Origin of the sequence: Flavobacterium paronense (assembly GCF_030409795.1) — a bacterium.
Taxonomy (GTDB): domain Bacteria; phylum Bacteroidota; class Bacteroidia; order Flavobacteriales; family Flavobacteriaceae; genus Flavobacterium; species Flavobacterium paronense.
The window spans coordinates 822,143-847,818 of the sequence record NZ_JAUFQN010000019.1; the positions used below are offsets into that span (position 1 = coordinate 822,143).

At 39.2% G+C, this 25,676-nt stretch carries 3 protein-coding genes; all 3 read left to right on the forward strand.

Features of this window, described 5'->3' with window-relative positions; genetic code table 11:
- The first annotated feature begins 304 nt into the window (after positions 1–304).
- A complete protein-coding gene (locus tag QWY90_RS04950) occupies positions 305–5,419 on the forward strand; it encodes a beta strand repeat-containing protein (RefSeq protein ID WP_290284758.1) in 5,115 nt (1,704 codons plus the stop codon).
- Positions 5,420–5,627: 208 nt separating this feature from the next.
- Positions 5,628–14,741 (forward strand): YDG domain-containing protein, encoded by a 9,114-nt coding sequence (locus tag QWY90_RS04955; RefSeq protein ID WP_290284759.1) that lies wholly within the window; start codon positions 5,628–5,630, stop codon positions 14,739–14,741.
- 344 nt (positions 14,742–15,085) lie between these two features.
- Positions 15,086–25,294, forward strand: a complete 10,209-nt coding sequence (locus tag QWY90_RS04960) for a lamin tail domain-containing protein (protein ID WP_290284760.1) — start codon at positions 15,086–15,088, stop codon at positions 25,292–25,294.
- The last annotated feature ends 382 nt before the right edge of the window (positions 25,295–25,676 follow it).

The following is a 25,676-nucleotide window of genomic DNA, read 5'->3' on the forward strand; positions in this document are numbered from 1 at the left end:
GTAAAGGATTATGCAGTTTTTAATTATAAAAAGTTAAAAATTTAAGTTAAGATAACGGTTAAATCACAATTATTTTAAAAAAAATTAATTTGTAAAAAGCGAAAACTCACTTTTTTACTTAATTTTAAGCTGTTTTTTTGATATAATACTATATATTATAATATATAATTCGTTTTACAATAAAATAACATTACTTTGTGTTCGCTCTAAAACTATTTAAGTAGTTTTGTAGAAATTTAATTAGGCGTATTCAAGTTTAAAATTTAGCATACTTCTCAATTAATTTGTTAAAAAATAATTCTTTATGAAGGCAAAATTTACTTTACTAATCAAAACGGTTGTTTTTACTTTTTCACTGTTTTTTTTAGCTACGTTAAATGTCAGTGCGCAAACTGCCATTGCCTCATGGACTTATGATAGTGTTCAAGGAACAATAAGTAATCCAACTCCAAATTTTGGAACAGGAACTTCTTCAGTTGTCAATTTAGTAACAACTCCGGCAACTGCTTCGGGATTGTCTTCAACAACAGGTTGTGGTCCTGCAAACTCGGGTTCAGGATGGCAGCATCCAACTTTTAATCCGGGGAGTTCTAATGAAGTGAATGGCGTTCAGTTTAATTCAGGAACTACAGGTTACACTAACATACTATTTACTTGGGATCAACGGTTTTCAAAATCATCTCCTAATACCGTTCGACTTCAATATACTACCAATGGTTCTACATGGACTAATTTTACTATGACTGGAGCCAATACCACTATATGTGCAGGTTCTATTAATGTAAATGGTTGTTTTGAAAATAACACCGTTGATTCTTATAGGAGAATAAGAGTTGACTTGTCCTCAATAGTGGCCGCTAATAACAATGCAAATTTTGGTATTCGGTTGTTAGCTTCTTATTATCAATCGACAGGACAATACAGACAAACTTCTACCCCGGCAACTGTAGCTACTAATACAGGAACTTGGCGTTTTGATAATGTTTCCTTTTTAGGAACACCTCCAACAGTAGGGGCAATACTATCAGGTTCATCAACTATTTGTCCTTCAAGTTCAGGCAACATCAACGTTACAATTACAGGAGGGACTTCTCCCTATACAGTTGTCTATACAGACGGAACTACAAATTATACTGTAAATAGTTATACTTCGGGTTCCAATATTACTGTCTCGCCGGGTTCTACTACAACCTATACTTTAATTTCTGTAAATGATAATGCCAGTCTTCCAATAACTCCAACATCAGGTTCCGCCGTTATTACTGTTGACGCAGGTATTTCTCCCTCTTTTATTTCATCAGCCGGAGCAACTGCTTGTGCCAACACCAATGTTGTTTATACCACACAAGCGGGAATGGATAATTATTCTTGGACTTTTTTAAAAGGAGCTTCCGCTGCCGTATTGGGTACAGATTACATTATTACTGCCGGATCAACAGCCACTGAAACGGTTACCATTCAGTGGTTACTTGCTTCAGGAACAGCTACATTTTCGGCCTCTGCAACATACAGTACTTGTTTAGGAGCATCGGCTACCTCAACTACGACAGTTTATGCTTTTAATACAGGAGCTATTACTACTACCGGGCAATCCATTTGTTCGGGTGGTTCTCCTTCTTTAATAGGTAGTGCAACAGATGCAAGTGGAGGAAACGCAGGCATTACTTATGAATGGCAAGCTAATGGAATTCCAATTTCCGGAGCTACAAGTTCTACATATACTCCCCCTTCTGGATTGACAGCTACAACTACTTATACACGATGGGTAAATGATGCAATTTGTAATACAACACCAACACAATCATCCGGTAGTTGGATTGTAACTGTTTATCCTACTTTTAGTGTTGGAGCGATTAATACAACAGGTCAAACCATTTGTTCAGGTGGTACGCCAACAATAATTGGTAGTGCCACAGCTGCAAGTGGTGGAGATGGGATTATTACATATAAATGGCAAGCTAACGGTGTTGACATTGCAAGCTCCAATAGTGCAACGTATACACCTACAGCCGGTCTAACAGTTACCACTACTTATACGCGATGGGTTAAAGACGGTACCTGTAATACTACGTTTACACAATCTACAGGAAGTTGGACAGTAACTGTTTATGCTGCTTTTACTGCAGGAGCTATAAATAGTACTGGTCAAGCAGTTTGTTTAAATGGAGACCCTGCTGTAATAGGAAGTACCACAGCAGCAAGTGGAGGAGACGGAACTATTACGTATAAATGGCAAGCTAATGGTGTTGATATCCCAAGTTCTAATAGTGCGACTTACGATCCTCCTGCTGGTATAGTAACAGCCACCACCTATACCCGTTGGGCTAAAGACGGAACGTGTAACACAACGTTTACTTTGTCTACTGGTAGCTGGTTTGTATCCATAAACGCTTTACCTACTGTTTCATTCACTGGATCACCACCTGGAGCAACACTATGTTCATCAGCAAGTGCTATTTATACTACCCAGGCAAGTCAATCAAATTATGTTTGGGTTGTTCCGGGGACTTCAGGAATAGATTACAACATAACTGCCGGAGGAATTGGGAGTTCTAACAATTCCGTAACTTTAACTTGGCTCACAGCGGGTTCAAAAACGGTATCCGTTAATTATACCAATGTAAGTGGTTGTACTGCAGCGACTGCTAAAACGAATACTACAATAGTGAGCATAGTTCCGACTATTTCGGTTCAACATTCTATGGCTGCTCAAACGGTTTGTCAAGGCACTGCTTTTACACCATTGTCAGTTACTACAACAGGAACGGTAACTGGTTATCAATGGTATGTAAGAACTTCATACGGAACTGGAGCTGCCACAGGAGGAGGACCAATACTGGGAGCTACATCATCATCTTATACACCGCCATCGGCTTCTCCAACTGTTTTAAGTAATTTTTATTATGTGGTGGTTTCAAATACCGCCAGTTGTACGACAAGAAGCACAAATTGTACATTAGCTTATACTGTTAATGCTACCTCAGTGGGTGGTTCAGTTGCGGGTAGTGCAACGGTTTGTACCGGAACCAATAGTACGACATTAACCTTAAGCGGTCATACGGGTAGCATTACTAAATGGCAATCTTCTACAGTAAGTGATTTTTCATCCAGCGTTACTGATATTGCCAATACAACTACAACATTAACAGCAACAAATTTATCAGTAACAACTTATTACAGAGCCGTAATTACCAGCGGGGTTTGTCTTTCAGCTAACAGTGCTATTGCTACTGTAACAGTGAGTCCCGTTTCAATAGGTGGTTCAATAGCAGGTAGCACAACGGTTTGCTCGGGCACTAACAGTACGACTTTAACCTTGAGTGGGCAAACGGGAAGTATTACTAAATGGCAATCGTCAACGGTTAGTGATTTTTCAGCTAGTGTTACGGATATTGCCAATACAACAACAACTTTAACAGCAACAAATCTAACGGTACCTACTTATTACCGAGCCGTGATTACCAGCGGAGCTTGTACATCAGCTAATAGCGCTACGGCTAGCATTACGGTGAATCCAGTTTCAGCAGGAGGTACAATTGCTGGTGCAGGAACCATCTGCTCTTCCACAACAAGTACCACACTAACATTAAGTGGACAAACCGGAACTATTGTAAAATGGCAATCGTCAACGGTTAGTGATTTTTCTGCCAGTGTCACAGATATTGCCAATACGACAACTACTTTAGTTGCAACTAATTTGACAGCCACCACTTATTATAGAGCCGTAGTTCAAAACAATCCTTGTTCTACAGCCAATTCTGCAGTTGCACAAATCACTCTTAAAACAACAACATGGGATGGTTTTACTTGGGATAATGGTGCACCCGATACTACTACCAAAGCTATATTTGGAGCTTTATATAATTCGGCAGGAAGTGGTGCCGGCGATTTACAGGCTTGTGCTCTTCATGTTTTATCCGGAGCTATTGTTACGGTAAAATCAGGTGATTCCTTTACCATTCAAAATGAAATTAATGTAGATGGTGCTCCATTACCGGCAGCCTTAATTATGGAAAATGCTTCTAATTTAATTCAGGTTAATACTGTAGTAAATACAGACTATGTGTATTACAGAAGAACCACAACACCCGTAAGAAAATACGATTATACGTATTGGTCATCACCCGTTTCAAATCAATTGCTGTCAACCTTTTCACCAAATTCAGCTTATTATTATTTATGGAATAATATAGCTCCTTCTACTTATAACTGGTCTTTTGTAGCACCTTCTTCTAGTATGGCAGTCGCCAGAGGTTATATTATAAGAACACCTGATATTGCGCCCTATAATACTGCCACAGCTAATACATGGAGTGGAGAGTTTTTTGGTGTGCCCAATAATGGAACTATAACCACTCCGATTGTTCTTTCAGGAGCTAATGATTTGAATTTGATTGGAAATCCTTATCCATCTGCTATAGATGCAGATTCTTTTTTAACGTTCAATAAACCATCTAATGGGGGAGTATTAGGTGGAACCTTGTTTTTTTGGACGCATAATACTCCAATCACTGCGTATAATTATTCTGGTAATGATTATGCCAGTTATAATTTAACGGGAGGAATAGGAACCAGGGCGGCTCTTAGTAGTCCTTGTAGCGGCTGTAATAATGCTATTCCAAATGGTAAAATTGGAGCGGGTCAATCCTTCTTTGTTTTAGCGGCCGGAACTGGTAATGCCACATTCAATAATACGATGCGCTTTGGTGCTAACAATCAATTTTACAAAACAAATTTGCTTGTTAACACTATAGAAAAAAATAGGTTATGGATCGACATATCTAATAGTGATGGTCTTTACAAACAATTACTGGTTGGTTATATTGAAGGAGCAACTAATGCTTACGATTTGGAGTTTGATGGAAATTCAGTAGATGCCGGAAATGCTATCATGATGTATTCTATTTTAGGTGATAAGAAATTAGGTATTCAGGGAAGAGCATTGCCTTTCGATACAAATGATGAAATTCCGTTGGGTTATAAATCGGCTACAGCTGGTAATTTTGTGATAAACCTGTCCGATTATGACGGTTTTTTTACTAATCAAGAGGTATATCTCGAAGATACTTTTCTTAATGAAATTCATAATTTAAAAACGGGAAGCTACAGTTTCGCAACTGAAATCGGAACTTTTGATACAAGATTCAAATTAATCTTTAGCTCAAGTGCTTTAGGTGTCCCTACTGTAAGCGCATCCTCGTTTATTGTTTACAATACTAATAATCACATAACAGTAAACTCAGGAAGTGAACCAATGCAAGAAATTGGAGTTTATGACCTAGAAGGAAGAATAATTGGCAAATATAACACCCATAATGTATCAGAATTCAGATTTGAGACACCTACTAAAAATCAAGTCTTGTTACTTAAAATTGTAACTGCCGATAATAAAGTTTATTTTAAAAAAGTATTTAGTTAAAAAAGAGTACTTACAAGATTTTCTGAATAAATTATGTAGGAAGTCTCAATAAGGACAAATAATTTACGGGTTTCATCGATTAACTATACCCAAATAGCGATGAAATACGTGTTAACAATTTAATAACTAATACATAATAATAGGGTGCAAACCAATATAGAGTCGAGATAGTAAATTAGTAGTCAAAATCATTTAAAATCGTTATTTAATGAAATCAATTTTACACACAATGTTTAATAAGTTACCTGGTTTCTTTTCAGCTGAAAAGCCTTCAACCTCCAAAAGCATTTTGAGTTCAGACTCAAGATTGTTTGAAAAAAGTGGCAACAACTTTCTAGTTGCTTTTCTGTCCACTTTGATGTATTCCTTTTTTGGATTTAATCAAAAAAACAACACTACGCTTTTCGGTTCAAGAAAGCTTAGCCAAGGACATCGTTTTAAAGTGAATGCATTAGGTGTTTTAACTTTGTTGCTATTCTTTGGAGTTAATGAAATGAAAGCCCAACAGTCATGGAGAACTGACGGAACACCAGCAACATGGACAGGAGCGAACTGGAGTAATACAGGAATTGCACCATTTACAACAGCATGGGTATCTGGAAGTAATGCGGTTTTTAATGCAAACTCTACAGTGACATTTGCGTCAACAACAGTAGGTAATATTACCGTGGCAGATGGTGTGACGGTTGCTATTTCAGCTGCTGGCACAGTATCTACGGGTGCTGCGGCTCGTACATTTAATATAGGTACTGGAAGTACCTTGACATGGACAGGGCAAAGCTGGTCAGCAGCGGCAAGTAATGCTGGCTTTATTAAAAGCGGAGCTGGTACTTGGAGTATTGGTGCACAAAGCAGTAGCTTTAATGCAACCAATTTTGGATTTACTTTAAATGCAGGAACAGTAATAGTAAGTGGAGATAATTCTTTTGGAGGTGCCAATAGTGTACTTACTTTAAATGGTGGGACTGTTCAATCTACAGGCAACAGAGCTTTTTTAAATAATATTACTATAGGGGGTAATTACACCTATGCAGGAACGGGTAATACGACATTTTCCGGTACAGTTGGATTAGGTGCCGCTTCAAGAACAATTACCAATTCACTTACAAGTGGTTCGAGAACCTTTTCTGGTGTAGTTTCAGGAACCAGTGGTTCAGGTTTGACATTTGATGGAGCGGGAGCAGGTCAAATTTATTTAGGTAACGGTAGCAATTCTTTTACAGGAACTATTAATATTAATGGAGGCGAGGTAGGTTTTACCAGCAATGGAGCTTTAGGAAATGCCAATAATACTATTGTTATTGATGGCGGTAGATTGACATCTTCTTCAACGGCCGGAGCAGCTGTTACAGCTTCTTGGGCAACTACACATGCAATTCAAGTAGGAGCAACAGCAGGTACAAGTATAAATGTACAAGCAGCAGCTGGTGATTTGACTTATGATGGTATCATTGCTAATAAACCTTCTAATGCAGGTATTCTTGTAAAACAAGGGGCTGGTATTCTTAGATTAGGCGGAGCAAGTACTTATACCGGAGCTACTGCAATTAATTTAGGAACTTTGCAATTAACTACAGGTAACGACAGATTGCCAACAGCCACCGTTTTAAGTTTAGGTCAAGCTGCAAGTGCAAATTTAGGTACATTTGATTTGAATGGGCGTAACCAAACGATTGCTGGTTTAAATACAACTTCAGGAACTGCTACAACAGGTAATAATACAGTTACCTCTATCGGAGCGGCTACTTTAACTATTAATAGTACAACAAACAATACCTATGGTAGCAATCTTGCTGCTAATCCGGGTACCATTTCAGGAGCAGTTTCTATTGTAAAATCGGGAACTGGCACACAAACATTTGGTGGTGCTGCCAATTATGCATACACAGGAACAACGACCATCTCTGGTGGTAAAATTGAATTAGGAAATGCCAATGTACTTCCATCAACTCAAGTAATTTTAGATGGCGGTACTTTTAGCACCGGAGCATCTGCAGGTTTTGATGATACGGTAGGTACTTTAAATTTAAATACTACAGGAACTATTGCATTAGGTACAGGTGTTCATTCTTTGACATTTGCAGCGAGTAACGGTGTTACATGGAATGGGTCTACGTTAACTGTTACAGGATGGACAGGTTTTGTGGGTACACCCGGAACAGCTGGTAAAATATTTGTTGGTACTGATGTTTCAGGTTTAACATCAGGTCAGTTAGCTAAAATTAATTTTACAGGATTCCCAAGTGGGGCTCAAATATTAAGTACAGGTGAAGTGGTGCCACTAGGAGCAATACCTGTTATTTCTGCTTCTCTAGTAACATTAGCTACAGCTTTACCTACAACTTATGGTACAGTTTCTTCAGAAACTTCGTTTGACGTATCAGGTACTGATTTGAATGCAGGAATTACAGTAACTCCACCATCAGGTTATGAAGTATCTCTAACGTCAGGTTCAGGTTTTGCTTCTTCAGTAGTTGTTGGTGCGGCAGGGACATTTGCTGCTACACCTGTTTATATACGTATAAAGGCTACAGCTACAGTAGCTTCCTCACCTTATAGTGGTGCTGTTGTTTTGTCAAGCTTAGGGGCTACTAATGTAAATGTGGCTACCGTTTCGAGTACAGTAAGTCCTTTGGGAATTACAAGTACAGGAGCAACTGCACAAAACAAAGTATATGATACTACTACTACAGCCACAATAACTGGTGCTACAGCAGTAGGAACGGTAAACAGTGATGTGATTACTATTGTTGGGGGTGGTACTTTCACACAAACTACCGTAGCAGACGGAATCACCGTAAATGCTGCCTTAACTTTAAGTGGTACAAATGCTTCAAGTTATACCTTGACACAACCTTCGGGATTAACCGCAAATATTACTGCTAAACCATTAACGATTTCAGGTATAGTAGGGGTAAACAAAGTATTCGATAACAATACCACTGCTACCTTAACAGGGACAGCCTCATTAGTAGGTGTAATTACTGCTGATATTCCAAATGTAACATTAGGAACAGCATACACTGCTAATTTTGATACTGCTGATGTTGGTACAGGAAAACCAATAACGGTAACAGGTTATACTATTTCTGGTTCGGCTTCAGGAAATTATTCCTTATCGCAACCAACCGGATTAACGGCTGATATTACTGCCTTTTCTCCTCCAACAATTAGTGTAACAGGTACTTTGGTAGCAGTAAATACTACTTATGGAACAGCTTCTGCTACACCAACATCTTTCTCTGTGTCAGGTGTTGATTTAACAGACGATATTACTGTAACACCTCCAGCAGGTTATGAAGTATCTACAACTATAGGAAGCGGATATGCTAACAGTTTAGGTTTAACACAAACAAGCGGAATCGTAAATGCTACCGATATCTATGTGCGTTTAAAAGCTACTGCTACAGTAGCAGGATCTCCTTATGCTGGTACTATAACATTGGTAAGCGCCGGAGCTGCTACTATAAACGTGGCAACAGTATCAAGTACGGTAAGTCCGTTAGCAATTACGATAACAGGAGCAGTTGCTTCTAACAAAACGTATGACCGTACAACTGCGGCAACTATTACCGGAGCAACTACTTTAGATGCCGTAAATGGTGATGTTTTAACAATAGGAGGAGGCGGAACTTTTGCCAGTGCCAATTTCGGAACGTCTATAGCAGTTACTACTGCTTTGACCGTTAGTGGTACAAACGCAAGCAGTTATACAATTACACAACCTACAGGTTTAACAGCAAACATTGCTGCAATAGCACTAACAATAGCAAGTGCTACAGCACAAAACAAAGTGTTTGATGGAACCACAACTGCTACCATCACTGGTACATTATCAGGAGTTATTTCTCCCGATTCTGTTAGTTTAACATTATCAGGGACTTTTAATGATGCCACAGTAGGAAATGCTAAACCGGTAACCTCAACCTCAACCATAGCTGGTACAACCGTAGATTTAGGGAATTATACCTTAACACAACCTACAGGTCTGACTGCAAATATTACTCCTGCTCCTACAACACTGACAGCTGGTGATATTGCTATTGTTGGGTATAATTCGAATGGAACACCTGATAATTTTGCTATCTTGGTTATGAAAGATTTAAATCCGGGTACCGTATTTTATGTAAATGATAACGAGGTGGCAGCTGCTGGCGGAACAGCTTTTGCAGATTTAGCAGAAGCAGAAGCCTCTTTTACAGTAAAAGCAGGACAAACAATTCTTGCTGGAACCGTAATTGTATTGCCTTGGGGAACTGCTGCGGTTTCTACTACAACCTATGATTGGAGTAGTACATCAACTGCTGGTTTTACAAACAATAATGATGAAATTTATGTTTACACGGCAGCCACAATTACAGCAACTACACCAACAGCTTTTATTTATTTCGCCAAAATAGGATCAAGTTCTAGTGCTATACCATCTGGATTAACGCTTGGATCAACTTCGATAGCACCAACGGGTTCCGCTTTACGTTATGCAACTACAGGCGCAACCTATACTGCATGTCAATCGGTATTATTAAGTGCTATTGGAACTACAGCAAGCAATTGGAATACTACCGGAGCGACTACCATTGCTGCGGGAGATTGGACATTTAGTGTTTCACCTATTTGCGCAACTATTTCAACTACAGGTACATTAACTGCTTTTACAACTACGTATGGTACACCTTCAACCGCTCAAACCATTGCAGTTTCAGGTTCTGGTTTATCAGCTGATATTGCAGTCACTGCTCCAACAGGTTTTGAAGTTGCAAATGACGGAGTAACATACGGAACAACGACAACCTTTACGCAATCAAGCGGATTTGCTAGTGGTACATTAAGTATTCGTTTAGCGGCTACAGCTCCTGTGACTGGGACATATAATTCTAAAAATATAGCCTTATCTTCAACTGCAGCTACAACCGTAAATAGTACTACTACGTCTTCAGGAAATACAGTTTCAGCAAAGGGATTGACTATTTCAGTATCAGCTAATAATAAAGAATACGACGGAAATGCTTCGGCTACTTTAACAACACCTTCCTATGTAGGATTAGAAAATAGTCAAACATTTTCGGTTTCAGGAACCGTAACGGCAAGTTTTGCAGATAAAAATGTTGGAACCGCTAAGCCGATTTCTTTATCGGGAACCTATGCTGCTCCTTCGACTAATTATACCGTTACACAACCAACGCTTACAGCTGATATAACTCCAAAAGACTTAACAGTTACTAGCGTTTCGGCAAGTAATAAAGTGTATGACGGAAATGTAACGGCTACTATTTTAGCTTCATTAGTTGGAGTAATTGCTCCGGACAACGTAACATTAGTAGCAACGGGTGAGTTTGAATTTAATTATCAAACGATATTCTTCGCAACACCTCACAATATTGTGAACTTATCTTTCACCTTAAATGGTACAGCAGGCGCTATTGCTAACTACAATCTTGTGCAACCAAGTGTTAGTTTAACGGCCGATATTACGCCAAGACCATTAACAATATCAAATCCATTAGCGGATAATAAAGTATATGATGGAACTACAGATGCTACTATTTCAGGAACTTTAGTTGGTGTAGTTACTAGCATAGACACGGTGACTTTGTTTGGTAGTTTTGGAACGTTTGCTTCTGCTGAGGTAGGAACAAATATAGTCGTAACCCCAACTTGGATGATTGATGGTGATACATTTAATTATACGTTAACCGAACCTTCAGTTACCTTAACTGCAAATATTACCACTCCAGGTTCTCCTGTTATTACTAGTAGTTTAGTAGCTTCTGCTAATTATGGAGATGCTTCAACATCTTATTTAATAACAACTGATATTGGTGCTATTTCTTATACAGCAACGGGTTTACCTGATGGTTTAAGTATCGATACTGGTACTGGAGAAATCACTGGTGCGCCAACAACTGCAGGAACATTTAATGTTTCGTTGAGTGCTGAAGGTGTTGGTGGAATAGGATATGCCACTTTAGTGTATACTATTGCCCCGATTACATTAACAGTTAGTGGTGCTTTTGCCAATAATAAAGTATATGATGGCAATACGTCAGCTACTATAAATGGAACTTTAGTTGGTGTTATAAATTCTGATGACGTATCTTTTAATGGTGTTGGAACTTTTGATTCTGCTACTGTTGCTTCAAATATTGCGGTTACATCAAATGCCACTTTACAAGGAGCTAAAGCAGGAAATTATATTTTAGAGAACCCAATAGGATTAGTGGCTAATATTACTCAAAAACTATTGACTGTTACTTTCACAGTTTCTGATAAAGTTTATGACAGAACTAATACGGCTACGCTTTCTCTAGCATCTATTACAGGTGTAGTTAGTCCGGATAACGTTACGGTACCAACATTTACGGGTACTTTTAATACGGTAACTGCCGGTAGCAATAAACCTGTTTCAGTAAGCGGTATCACTTTGGGAGGAACAGCAGTTAACAATTATTCGGTTGCCTCTACAGCATCAGCAACAGGTACTATTACCCAAAAACAATTAACATTTACTGCAGTCGCAAATAACAAAGCGTTTGATGGCACCAATGTAGCTACTATAACAGTTTCAGGGATAACTGGAGTAGTTGTGCCAGATGTTGTGACTATTTCAGGAGGAGGAACATTTGCTTCTACAGCTATAGGCAACGGTATTAGTGTAACGCCTAACTTAAGTTTAGGTGGAACTGATTTAGCCAATTATGCTATTACGCAACCTACAGGTTTAACAGCAAACATTACGGACACCGTTATTTATCAAAATGTATTTACCGGAGCTACTGGTTGTCCTACCAATGGAAATACACCAACGATGGTTACCAATGCTACAGGTACTCCTGTTACAAGAACTACCATTGCATGTACAGGTACGGCTAATGTATTTAACTCTACTACACTCAATGCAACAGCTAGTGTGAGTAATACCTCTTACATTGAATTTTCTGCATCAGCTTCTGCTGGCAATAAATTGAGTGTTAACTCCTTGTCTTTCTTCAGACAAGCTAGTGGAACAGCACCAAATAGATTAGAAGTTCGTTACAGTACAGATGGTTTTGTAACGTCCACTACTTGGGGTGCTGCTCCTAATACAACAACTTCAGGTACAGTAATAACATGGGATTTCACTGATTTTACCACTCCAACAGCAGGTACCGTTACTTTCCGTTTGTATCCTTATGGGACAACAAGAGCTGATGGCACAGCAACAGCAGCAGCTTCTACAGGAACATTCAGAATTGATGATGTTACCATTTACGGAAAAGTACTTACCGGACCAACAGGAGCAGCATTATCTTTAACAGGAAGTTCTTCTTTTTGTATTGGTACATCTTCTACAATAAAAGTAGATATTACCGGTGGTACAAGTCCATATACAGTAGCATATACTAACGGTTCCGTTTCTTCTTATATAAGTGGAACAGATATAACAGTTACACCTGCTGCTACATCCACTTATACCATAACATCGGTTACAGATGCTAATGGAATCACTTTAACTAGTAATTTAACAGGTTCTGCTGCATTCACTGTGTCTCAACCAACATGGTATCTGGATGCTGATAATGATGGTTATTCAAGTAGTTTAGTAGGGTCTGTTGTTTCTTGTACTCGTCCAGTTGGTGCTTATAAATCAGCTAGTGAGTTGTTTAATGGAGGAGTAGGTAGTATAGGAACAGACTGTGTTGATTCTCCATCAGATTTATCGGTTAATCCATTAAATGTTTTACCGGTGAATATTAATCCAGGACTTACAGAGGTTTGCTACAACAATGTTGATGACAACTGTAACGGTACTAAATCAGAAGGTTGTGCTGCTGTTCCGGTAACGGTTGTAAACGGCAGCCCTGCTAGTTTTTCTTCGTTCTCTTGTTCATTCTATACTTATCCGGGAGCTACGACTATTGGCTATCAAATAGAGATTGAGCGATTTGCAAATGGGGTAAGCGCAGGACCTGCTGTAACCCTTCCTATACAAACTTCCCGTTTCTTTTCTATTCCAGTCAATATGAGAGTGTATACTACTGATACTACTCTTACTACATATAAAATACGCGCTTCTGCCGTTATTAATGGAGAAGTGGTAGGCTATAGTTATGCTCCTGTTACTTTTGGCAGTTATGCAATACCAAAATCTCAGTTGTCTACATGTCCAACGACACTTACAGGTGTATCAGGAAGTCTTTCGGCTAATTTAGGCTTTAATGCCACAGATTATTCGTTCCGTATCCGCTTGACAAGTGATAATGGTCCTAGTCCGACGTATTATTATATTAATAATTCGGCCTCTAGATTTGTTAACAGCAATTCTTTTGAAGGATTCCAATTGCAGTATGGAGCGAGCTACCAGGTATCCGTAAATTATCGTTTATTGAATAATGGAGTTCAGGAATCATCAGGTTGGGGATCAGATTGTACGGTAACTACACCTTCTATTCCGGTTATTGGATTGAGTGGCCCACTTTGTGGTTCACAAGTTGCGTCTCTTGGTGCGAGTATTTCAGCTTATACAGCAACGTATGCAGACAGATATCAGTTCCGTATTCGTTTATCTAGTGATAATGGACCAACACCTACTTATTATACTACTGCTGAATTACCAACCCGTTTTTCACAATTGAGTGCTTTTCAAGGAATCACTTTTCAGTATAATACTTCGTATTCTCTTTCGGTTAGTTACCGTCTTAGCGGAAGTTTAATATGGTCTGAATATGGAGCAGAATGTGAATTATTTACGCCAAATTACCCTACTGTTCAGATAGTTTGTAATTCCGGAATTACCAGTTTGACACAATCTATTACTTATAATACATTTGGTTCGGCTACCGGCTATAAAATTAAATTAGAAGAGATTGACAGTAATAATGATGTTATTCCAGGCACTGTTCAATACGCTTATCGTCCATCTACCATTTTTAACTTTACCTTGAGTTTGTTTACGACGTATCCACCAACGGTAGGTAAAAGGTATAATGCAAGCGTATTGGTATTGCTCAATGGTATTCCGGAAGTAGACGCTTACGGACGTATTTGTACTATTGAAACAGTAGCACAAGGTTTACGTCCTACAGCAGCGATAAAACAAACGTTTAAAGCCACAGCGTATCCGAATCCGTTTGCTAATAACTTTATGTTAGATGTTAAAACGTCTAGTCAATCGGCAGTGAACTTGAAAGTTTACGATATGATTGGTCGTTTGATAGAACAACGTGAGGTTAGGGTATCTGATTTAGAAACAGCAACTATTGGAGACAGCTACCCAAGTGGTGTTTACAATGTAGTTGTTTCACAAGAAGATGATATACAAACAGTAAGGGTTGTGAAACGTTAATTTAAATTTAGGATTAGGGAATTGAGATTTAGGATTTCAGTTCTGATTAATAAAAAAATCCCTGTCTTGTTTTAACAAGATGGGGATTTTTTTATCAGTTATCTGTTATCGGATATCAGTTATATGCAATCTGTTATCGGTTATCTGTTTTTTCTATTTTCCGTGTTCAATTTTTAAGTAAAAACTGATAGCTTTTTTACGATTTACCCACAACTACATCGATTAAGTACCAAAAAAAACCGATAAAATGCTCATTAACTATTGTATAACAATTAGTTAATATCTTTTTCTTTCAGTTTGCTTTTTATGTATTAGATTTGAAACTCGAAAAAAATTAAATAATTATGAAAAACACTTTACTTTTTAGAAAATCGAATGCGTTGTTGTTTTGGAGTTTGGCTTTCCTATTCTTGCTGAATACACAGGTGAGTTGGGGGCAGACTACTGTTTTTAGCGATGATTTCAGTGCCAATACTAGTGCAACTTATGTAACCTCTGGGGCAATAAATACAACAAACTGGAGTGTAACGAGGTCAGGTGTAGACTGGGGTGCAAGAAGAAATGTTTCTACAACTGATAGATTAGAATTAACTAATGATGTAAGTGTTTCAGGTAATGCTGACGGTTGGGCTTTTGCTTCAATACCAGTTTCAAATTTTAGTTCACCTTATAATTCCACACCATCTTCAAATGTCGGTGATGTAACGTGGACATTTAATATGCGACAAATTCGTGCCACTCCAGCTGGATTTTCAGCTGTTGCAAGTTATGGAATGGCAGTAGTATTGGGAGGAACAAGTACATCAGCCAATACAACTGGTACTGGTTATGCTGTGACTATGGGCGCTAGCGGCTTTTTACGTTTAGTAAGCTATAATAATGGATTGCAAGGTACACAAGCAAGTATTATTGCAGGATCTACAAATGTGGGAACCAATTATTACAGCATAAGAGTAGTATATACCCCTTCTACAAACACTTGGCAATTGTTTGCCCGTAGTGATGGGGCTTCAGCTTTTACAGACCCAACAACTGGAACTGCTTTAACTCAGGTAGGTTCGGGAACAGTAAATAGTACCTTCACAAGTACATCACTTACTAATTTTGGTGTTTACTGGCAAGGATCAACAGCTGCAAATCAAACATCTTTTTTTGATAATGTAAAAGTTACTGTTACCCCGCCAACACCTACTGTTAGCTCAATTTCTCCTACTTCAGTTGCTGCGGGAAGTCCACAGTTTTCTTTAAATGTAACGGGAACCAACTTTGTAAGCGGACTATCTACAGTAACTTGGGGTGGTTCTAATCGTACTACAACTTTTAACAGTGCCACTTCACTTACTGCAACCATACCGGCTACAGATGTAGCTAGCACCGGAACTGCTCTTGTTGGGGTTACTACCACAGGCGCTGCTGCCAGTTCGGGTACACAAACCTTTACTATCAGCGCTGCTAATGCTCCCACTAAATTGGTAATTACCAATGTGAGCCCTGATACGCCTTCTAAAAACACAAGCTTTAGTGTTACTGTGCAAGCACAGGATGCATCCAATAACCCACAGGTTGTTGGCGGTAGCGGTATAACCGTTAACCTAGCTAAAACAACAGGCACGGGTACACTTAGTGGTACGGCAAGTGGCACTATTGCTTCCAATGCCAACAGTATCACTTTTACAGGCCTTACCTATAATGTAGCAGAAACGGGAGTTGTACTCACAGCCTCTGACGGGACTACTTCTTTGACTTCAGGAACTACTACTTTCAATGTACTGGAATCAGCTACTTATCTTACTATAGAGAATGTTCCAACGGTTGGTTCGCCAGCTACAAATCTTACTTCGTTTACTGTATCAGCAAGAAGACCGGATGCTTCAATAGACGCTAATTATTCCGGCAATATTACTATTAGTAAGGCTAGTGGTCCGGGCACTATTTCTGGAACCCTTACTAAAACTCCGGTTAACGGGGTGGCCACTTTTAATGATATTCAGTTTAATACTGCTGGTGTCTATACTATTAGTGCAGCCGCACCATCACCTAGTTTAACAGGTGTAACCAGCGGTGCTATTTCTATAAGCGAAAGTTTAGCTACTTATCCGTTTACTAGTAATTTAGCAGCAACCGGTGTAAATGCAAATGCAACAGCTACCAATGTAGCTCCAACAGTTATTACGGGAGCAATTAGCAGTGGTTATTATAATACCAGTGCTACTTGGGGCACAGTTATTAATACTGGACAATATATTGAGTTTAATATAACGCCTAATACAGGCTACCTACTTTCATTAACAACATTGAATTTTAATGCTTTATCAACTTCCGCTGGCGCTACCAATTTTGTAATACGTTCCAGTATTGATGGCTACAGCAGTAATCTTGGTATTGGAGAATACACACTTGCCAGATTATCGGCAGCTCCGGTAGCTCCAACCTATGCATTTAGTATTGCATTTGGTGGTTCTTTTACCAATTTAACAGGAGGTGTTACTTTCCGCCTCTATCCTTATGGAGGAGCTAGTTCAGGAAATTTCAGAATAGATGATCTTACGTATTTGGGTTATATGACTCAAAACACTTCGCCATATCTATCCAGTTCAGTTAGTTCTCTTGCTGATTTTGGTTCTATTGCTGTAGGAAGCAATGCAACAGGTGTTAGTTTTAATTTATCGGGTGGTAATTTAACCACGTCGCCGATTACAGTTAGTGCTCCATCTACTGATTTTCAAGTGTCGTTAAGCAGTGGTTCAGGATATGGTGCTACGGTTGATGTAACATTTACACCAGCAACACTTGCCTCAACTCCTGTATTTGTTCGATTTTCTCCACAAAGTGGAGGGGCAAAATCAGGTAATGTTACTTTTAGCGGAGGTGGTGTAACTACCAATCTTCCAACAGTAGCTGTTTCCGGTACTGGTATAGGTAGTATTACTCCGAGCACAAGTACTTTGTCTTTGGGTACTACTGTTCCTGTAGGGACCAATACAGAAAGCAGTTTTACGGTTTCAGCGGCCAATTTATCGCCTGTTTCCGGCAATTTAACAGTTAGTGTAGCGGCGCCATTTACGGTTTCAACCAGTGCTACTGGTGGAGCAGCGGGCAGTGCTTCTGTAACACTTCCGTATACAGCCGGTGCACTTAGCAGTACAACAGTGTATGTTCAATACAATCCAATTGCTGTAGGTTCCGCTAGTCAAACGCTTACCATTTCTGGTGGAGGTACGAGCGCGACCGTTTCAGTAACGGCCACTTCAGTTACGAGTGTGTTTTATTCAAAAAGCAGCGGTAACCTTGATAGTTTAGCTACTTGGGGAACCGGTACCGATGGAAATGGTACACAGCCAGCTAGTTTTACCAGTGGTAATGCTACTTTCACAATTGCTAATCAAACTGCTGCTACTATTGGAGCTGCATGGACCGTTAGCGGTACTGCCAGCAAAGTAATAGTAACCAATGGCGTAAACTTTACAGTACCATCCGGTTTTGCTTTTGTAGGAACAATAGATGTAAATGACGGTGGTACGCTAACCCTACAAAATACTACCATACCTACCTTTGGTACATTAGCAACTACCAGTACAGTAGATTACGCTAGTGCAAGTTCGCAAACTATTAGTGCGGCCAACTATGGTAACCTTTCTAATTCAGGAAATGGAGCTAGAGTATTGGCTTCGTCAGGAACTATAGGTATTGCAGGAACAAATACACCAACAACAGGAGCTAGAACAATTACAGGAAGTACCGTAAATTATAATGGTACTACGCCTCAAATTGTTGCAGCTACAACATATAATAATTTGACAGTATCAAATCCTGCAGGTTCAACAACGGGAGGGTATATAACCGTTAATAGAACATTGTTAGTATCCGAAAACTTAACCATTGCATCCTTTGATAATTTAACACTTTCAGGAACAAATACCTTATTAAATGTTGCCGCTAACAAAACAGTTACGGTTAATGGTAAGTTGATTAATCAAGCGAGTGCTTTAGCAATAACGTCTATTAGCTCTACCACTACCACTGCTACAGTAACAACAAGTACAGCTCACGGTTTAGCAGTGGGTCAAAGAGTATTAATTAATGGAAACGGAACTGCTAATTATAATATAAGTACACCAGTAACAATTCTTACAGTACCAAATGCTAATACATTTACCTATGCTATTTCTTCTTTTAATGGAAGTGGGACAGGTGGTGTTGCATCGGTATATCCTTTTACAACTACAACAGGTTCAGTTATAACTTTCCCTTCAAGTAGCAGTACATATATTCATGCCCAAAATGGAGGTTATATTTTAAATAGTGCCTTTACTACTGGGGTTACTTATAATAATGCTTCAACTATTGTTGTTACAGGAATTACTTCTACAATTGCATTTTTGCCAACATCATGTCCAAATGTTATTTGGGACAGTGCTGGGCAAACTCATCAAAGCAATTTTATTTCAGCAACACCTGTTACTATCAATGGTTATTTAAGAATTCTTTCAACAGGTACTGGATATATTGCCATAGGTCAGGCAGCAACTCCAAGAGTTTTAAATGTTACAGGTAATCTTGAAATAGGTTTTGGAAATTTATATGTAGTAGGCGCTGGAACTGCTGCTACAGCAAATCAAACTATTAATGTAACTGGTAATTTAAATTTACAAAGTGGTGCAGCTTCGGCTTCGATAATTAATTTAAATGCAGGAACAACTGCTGCAAGTACCGGTAAAGGAACCCTCAATTTAACAGGTAATATAATAATAGCGGAAGCTATTGAAACTATAATAACAGAAACGAATACTAATGCAACAGGGAATTTAGTTTTTAATGGAAGTTCGGCTCAAACGGTCTACACCAGTTTTTTCCCTTTGGTGGTGGGTGCTGATGTTACCATAAATAATGCAGCAGGCCTTACTTTAAATACTGATATGAGCGTGGGTGGTGCGTTGACTTTTACTGCCGGTAAAATTACAACTGGTTCTAACAAAGTAATTGCTAACGGTACTGTTAGTGGTGGCGGAACCGGATGGGTAATTGGTAATTTACAAAAACCAATTACGGCTACCGGAGCCAGAGTTTTTGAAATAGGTGGGGCTAGCTTTTACCGCCCTGTTAATTTAAATGTTGGTACATTGACTACACCGGGGACTTTAATGGCTTCAGTTTCTCAAGCAGATGGAAACCAACCTAATCTAGGGACATCAACATTAAATAGTGCGAAAACAGTAAAACGTTATTTTACACTTACTAGCGGTGGTGGGTTAGCTATGAATTATGATGCTGTATTTAATTATATAAATCAACTTCCTACTACTGAGGTAGATGTGCCAACAGCAGCCAATACGGCTAATTTTATTGTTGGAAATTATAATGGTGGTTGGAATTATCCTACTGTAGGTACTAAAACCACTACTTCAACTCAAGCCACAGGAATAAGCACTTTTGGTGATTTTGTTATTGGTCAGCAACTTAATCCAACGATAACAACTTCTCCAAATTCTTTTACTGGGCTTACCTATGTGGAAGGAAGTGGTCCTTCAGCTGAATCGGGAACTTTTTCAATTACTGCTAGCGACTTATCGCCAGCGTCAGGAAATATTACCTTGACACCTTCTAGCAATATAGAAGTTTATGATGGTTCAGCTTGGCAATCTACTGCTTTTACAGTGGGATATTCAGGCGGAGTCCTTTCAACAACTTCTATTTATAAAGTTAGATTAAAAGCTGGCTTGACAGCAGGATCTTTTAGTTCAGAATCGGTTGGGCTTTCAGGTGGAGGTACTAGTGCTACTGTAAATGTAAGCGGTTCAGTTACTTCATTATCATCGCCTATCTGTGCTTTATCTACTGCTGTTGCACCTGGTGCTGACCAAACAAGATGTCAAGGGTTTACTGCCGATACATTAACTGCAACCATTACGGCTGCAGGTACTACTGGGTCACCATCCTATTCTTATCAATGGTATTACAATACAACCAATGACAATACTACATTTACAAATCTTGTAGGAACAGGTGCTACTTTTGTACCGCCAACAACTGGTTCAGAAGGAACCCGTTACTATTTCTGTGTTGGCTATTCAAACAATGTTGAATGTGGCCCGCAAACGGCTACTACCTCAAGTTTAGCTTCGGCTACGGTTAAAGTAATCGTAAATGCGAGTCCAGTAGGGGCTGTAAGTATAGCAGAAACTTCGGGAACAACCAATAATGATGGTACAATTTGTAATGGAGCATCAGTTACTTTAACTGCAAGTGGTGGATCATCTTATTTGTGGTCAACTACTGCTACTACTGCCGCTATTACTGTATCTCCAGCTACAACCACATCGTATACCGTAACGGTAACTAATGCAGCTAATTGTTCTGTAGATGTTGCTAGCACTATTACAGTTAATGCGCTACCAACTACGCCAACAATTACCCCAAGTGGTACTGTAGCACTTTGTTTAGGTGAAACGACTACTTTAACTTCAAGTGCTAGTCCGAATACGTATCAATGGTCAAATAGCGGTACTACGCAAGCTATTACTTCTGTAGGAGCAGGAACGTACACCGTTCGTGTTACCGATACCAATGGTTGTCAAAGTGCTGCTTCTGCAGCTACCACAGTAACGGTTGCTTCGGCTTTAGTGCCAGGAGCGGTTGCGGCTTTTTCTTCAGCTCCTAATACTGGTACTACGGTAGTGATTAGCCAGGTATATGGTGGTGGTGGACTAACCTCTGCTACGTATAAAAATGATTTTATAGAATTATACAACCCTACAGCATCTGCTCAAAGTTTAGCAGGATGGTCAGTACAGCAAGCATCAGGAACAGGAAACTCTTGGACAGTTACCAACCTTTCAGGGTCAATACCTGCTGGAGGGTATTATCTTGTTCAAGGAGCAGGAGGTGCTACAGGGGCTACATTGCCAACGGCAGATGCAACGGGTACTTTTAATATGAGTGCTACAGCAACAAAAGTTGTATTGGCAAGTACTACTGTTGCTTATGGTGTAACCTGCCCATCTACTTCTGTAATAGACTTTTTTGGTGTTGGATCAACTACAAATTGTTCTGAAGGAACAGTTGCAACAGCACTTTCTGGAAATGTTTTGTCCTATCAAAGAAAAAATTCAGGATGTACTGATTCTGGTAATAATAATAATGATTTTACAAATAATACTACGGCTAGTGCCAGAAACAGTGGTTCCCCTACTAATTCCTGCGCTGTCTTACTAGAAACTATTTGTAGTACTGTAACACCAAGTGCTATGACCGTTGCTGCTGCTAGTGGCAGTACAGGACCATACACCTATCAATGGTATAAAAATGATAGTTTAACCACAGCACCATCAGGAAGTACAGTTCCGGTAGGATGGACCGCTGTTGGTTCACCTGGGTTATCTTATACCTCAGGAACGCTTTCACAAGACACTACTTTTGCCTGTTATGTAACCGCTACGGGTTGTGGTTCAGGAACCAGTGCCTGGGCTTCAGGGTATAGACAAGTTAAGGTAAATGCAGTACCATCTCAAACAATAACGGCTTTAAGTAGTACCGTATGTGCTAATTCAACAGGGAATACAGCTTCTGTTCCAGTAACAGCAGGCGCAACGTATAACTGGACAATCAGTGGTGGAACTATAACTGCGGGTCAAACGGGTTCAACAGTAACCTATACTGCGGGAACAGGAAGTTCATTAACGCTAAACTGCGTGGTTACTTCCAGTGCTGGTTGTGCCAGTGCCGGAGCGCAAAACACGAGTGTGACGGTAGATGCACCAGCAGCCCCAACAGGAGCCTTAACTATTGTTAACAGTACTTGCGCAAGCGCCTGTACGGTTAGTGGTGGTTCTATTGCCATTGGAGATGTAAGTGCCAATGGCGGTGGTACTTTAGAATATTCAACAGATGCAGGTGTAACGTGGAGTTCCACTTTACCAACTTATGCTGCTCCACAAACTATTATTGCTAGTGTAGTTAATGGTAGTGGTTGTCGTAGTGCTAGTTTCCAAGTGGGAACTACCGTTGCAGGAGTTTGTACCACACCAGCTGCTCCAACAGGAAGTTTAGCTATAACAGATAGTACTTGTGCTAGTGCTTGTACGGTTACTGGTGGTTCTATTGCCATTGGTACTGTTTCGGGTACAGGCGGTACTTTAGAATATTCAACGGATAATGGTGTAACTTGGGGTTCATTACCAAGTTATGCTGCGCCACAAACAATCATTGCTAGTGTAATTAATGCTAGTGGTTGTCGTAGTTTAACTACTTCAGTAGGTGCTACTGTTGCGGGTACTTGTACCACACCAGCTGCTCCAACAGGAAGTTTAGCAATAACAGATAGTACGTGTGCTAGTGCTTGTACGGTTACTGGTGGTTCTATTGCCATTGGTACTGTTTCGGGAACAGGCGGTACTTTAGAATATTCAACGGATAATGGTGTAATTTGGGGTTCATTACCAACTTATGCTGCGCCACAAACTATAATTGCAAGTGTGATTAATAGTGGTGGATGTCGAAGTGGTAATACAACAGTAGGTGCTACAATTGCAGGAACTTGTACCACACCAGCTACCCCAACCATTTCAGCAGGAGGTCCAACAACTTTCTGCTCTGGCGGAAGTGTTTTATTAACTTCAAGTGCAGGAAGTGGATATTTATGGTCAAACGGAGCTACTACAATAAGTACTTCGGTAACTACTTCAGGAAACTATACAGTACAGGTTCGTAATGCCTCAGGATGTCTAAGTTTAGCGTCAGATCCAACAACAGTTACCGTAACGGCGCAACCAGAATGGTTTGCAGATGTTGATAATGATGGTTATTCAAGCAGTTTAGCGGCATCGATTTTCTCTTGCACACAACCTTCTGGTTATAAACTAGCCAGTCAATTAGTAAATGGCGGCGTAGGAAGTTTAGGAACAGATTGTGTTGATATTCCATCAGATTTATCGGTTAATCCATTAAATGTTTTACCAGTGAATATTAACCCTGGGCGTTCAGAGGTTTGCTACAACAATGTTGATGACAACTGTAACGGTACTAAATCAGAAGGTTGTGCTGCTGTTCCGGTAACGGTTGTAAACGGAAGCCCTGCTAGTTTTTCTTCGTTTTCTTGTTCATTCTATACTTATCCGGGAGCTACGACTATTGGCTATCAAATAGAGATTGAGCGATTTGCAAATGGGGTAAGCGCAGGACCTGCTGTAACCCTTCCTATACAAACTTCTCGTTTCTTCTCTATTCCAGTCAATATGAGAGTGTATACTACTGATACTACTCTTACTACATATAAAATACGCGCTTCTGCCGTTATTAATGGAGAAGTGGTAGGCTATAGTTATGCTCCTGTTACTTTTGGCAGTTATGCAATACCAAAATCTCAGTTGTCTACGTGTCCAACTACACTTACAGGTGTATCAGGAAGTCTTTCGGCTAATGTAGGCTTTAATGCCACAGATTATTCGTTCCGTATCCGCTTGACAAGTGATAATGGTCCTAGTCCGACGTATTACTATATTAATAATTCGGCCTCTAGATTTGTTAACAGCAATTCTTTTGAAGGATTCCAATTGCAGTATGGAGCGAGCTACCAGGTATCCGTAAATTATCGTTTATTGAATAATGGAGTTCAGGAATCATCAGGTTGGGGATCAGATTGTACGGTAACTACACCTTCTATTCCGGTTATTGGATTGAGTGGCCCACTTTGTGGTTCAGAAGTTGCGTCTCTTGGTGCGAGTATTTCAGCTTATACAGCAACATATGCAGACAGATATCAGTTCCGTATTCGTTTAACTAGTGATAATGGACCAACACCTACTTATTATACTACAACTGAATTGCTAACCCGTTTTTCACAATTGAATGCTTTCCAGGGAATCATTTTTCAGTACAATACTTCTTATTCTGTTTCGGTTAGATACCGTCTTAGCGGAAGTTTAGTGTGGTCTGATTATGGAACTGAATGTATTTTATTTACACCAAATTACCCTACTGTTCAGATAGTTTGTAATTCCGGAATTACTGGTTTGACACAATCTATTACTTATAATACATTTGGTTCGGCTACCGGCTATAAAATTAAGTTAGAGGAGATTGACAGTAATAATGATATTATTCCAGGTACTGTTCAATACGCATATCGTCCATCTAACATCTTTAACTTTACGTTGAGTTTGTTTACGACGTATCCACCAACGGTAGGTAAAAGGTATAATGCAAGCGTATTGGTATTGCTCAATGGTATTCCGGAAGTAGATGCTTACGGACGTATTTGTACTATTGAAACAGTAGCACAAGGCTTACGTCCTACGGCAGCCATAAAACAAACGTTTAAAGCCACAGCGTATCCGAATCCGTTTGCTAATAACTTTATGTTAGATGTTAAAACGTCTAGTCAATCGGCAGTGAACTTGAAAGTTTACGATATGATTGGTCGTTTGATAGAACAACGTGAAGTTAGGGTATCTGATTTAGAAACAGCAACACTTGGAGACAGATATCCTAGTGGTGTTTACAATGTAGTTGTTTCGCAAGAAGATGATGTACAAACGGTACGTGTTGTAAAACGTTAACGGTTTTCAGTTATCCGTTTTCTGTTAACTGTTTATGAAAAGACCTTCGAGTAATCGAGGGTCTTTTTTTTGATTGTCTAAAAATAATCTAGAGAGCTAAAAAAGCCAACAACACCGTAACCATAATTTGGTTAAAAACAGAAAACAGAAAACAGAAAATGGATAACCAATAACTGTCAACTGATAACCGAAAATATAAATATGAAATTGCTATTTTTTTTAATTATTTATTAAAGATGAATTGGTAATTACCTATAATAAATGCCAAATACATTATTTTATTTTTAAAATGTTTGTTAAATTAGTAAATAGTTACCATTACATTAACACAACATGTCGTCTTTATTTTTACAATAAAATTTTTAAAAAGCCTTGTTTATCA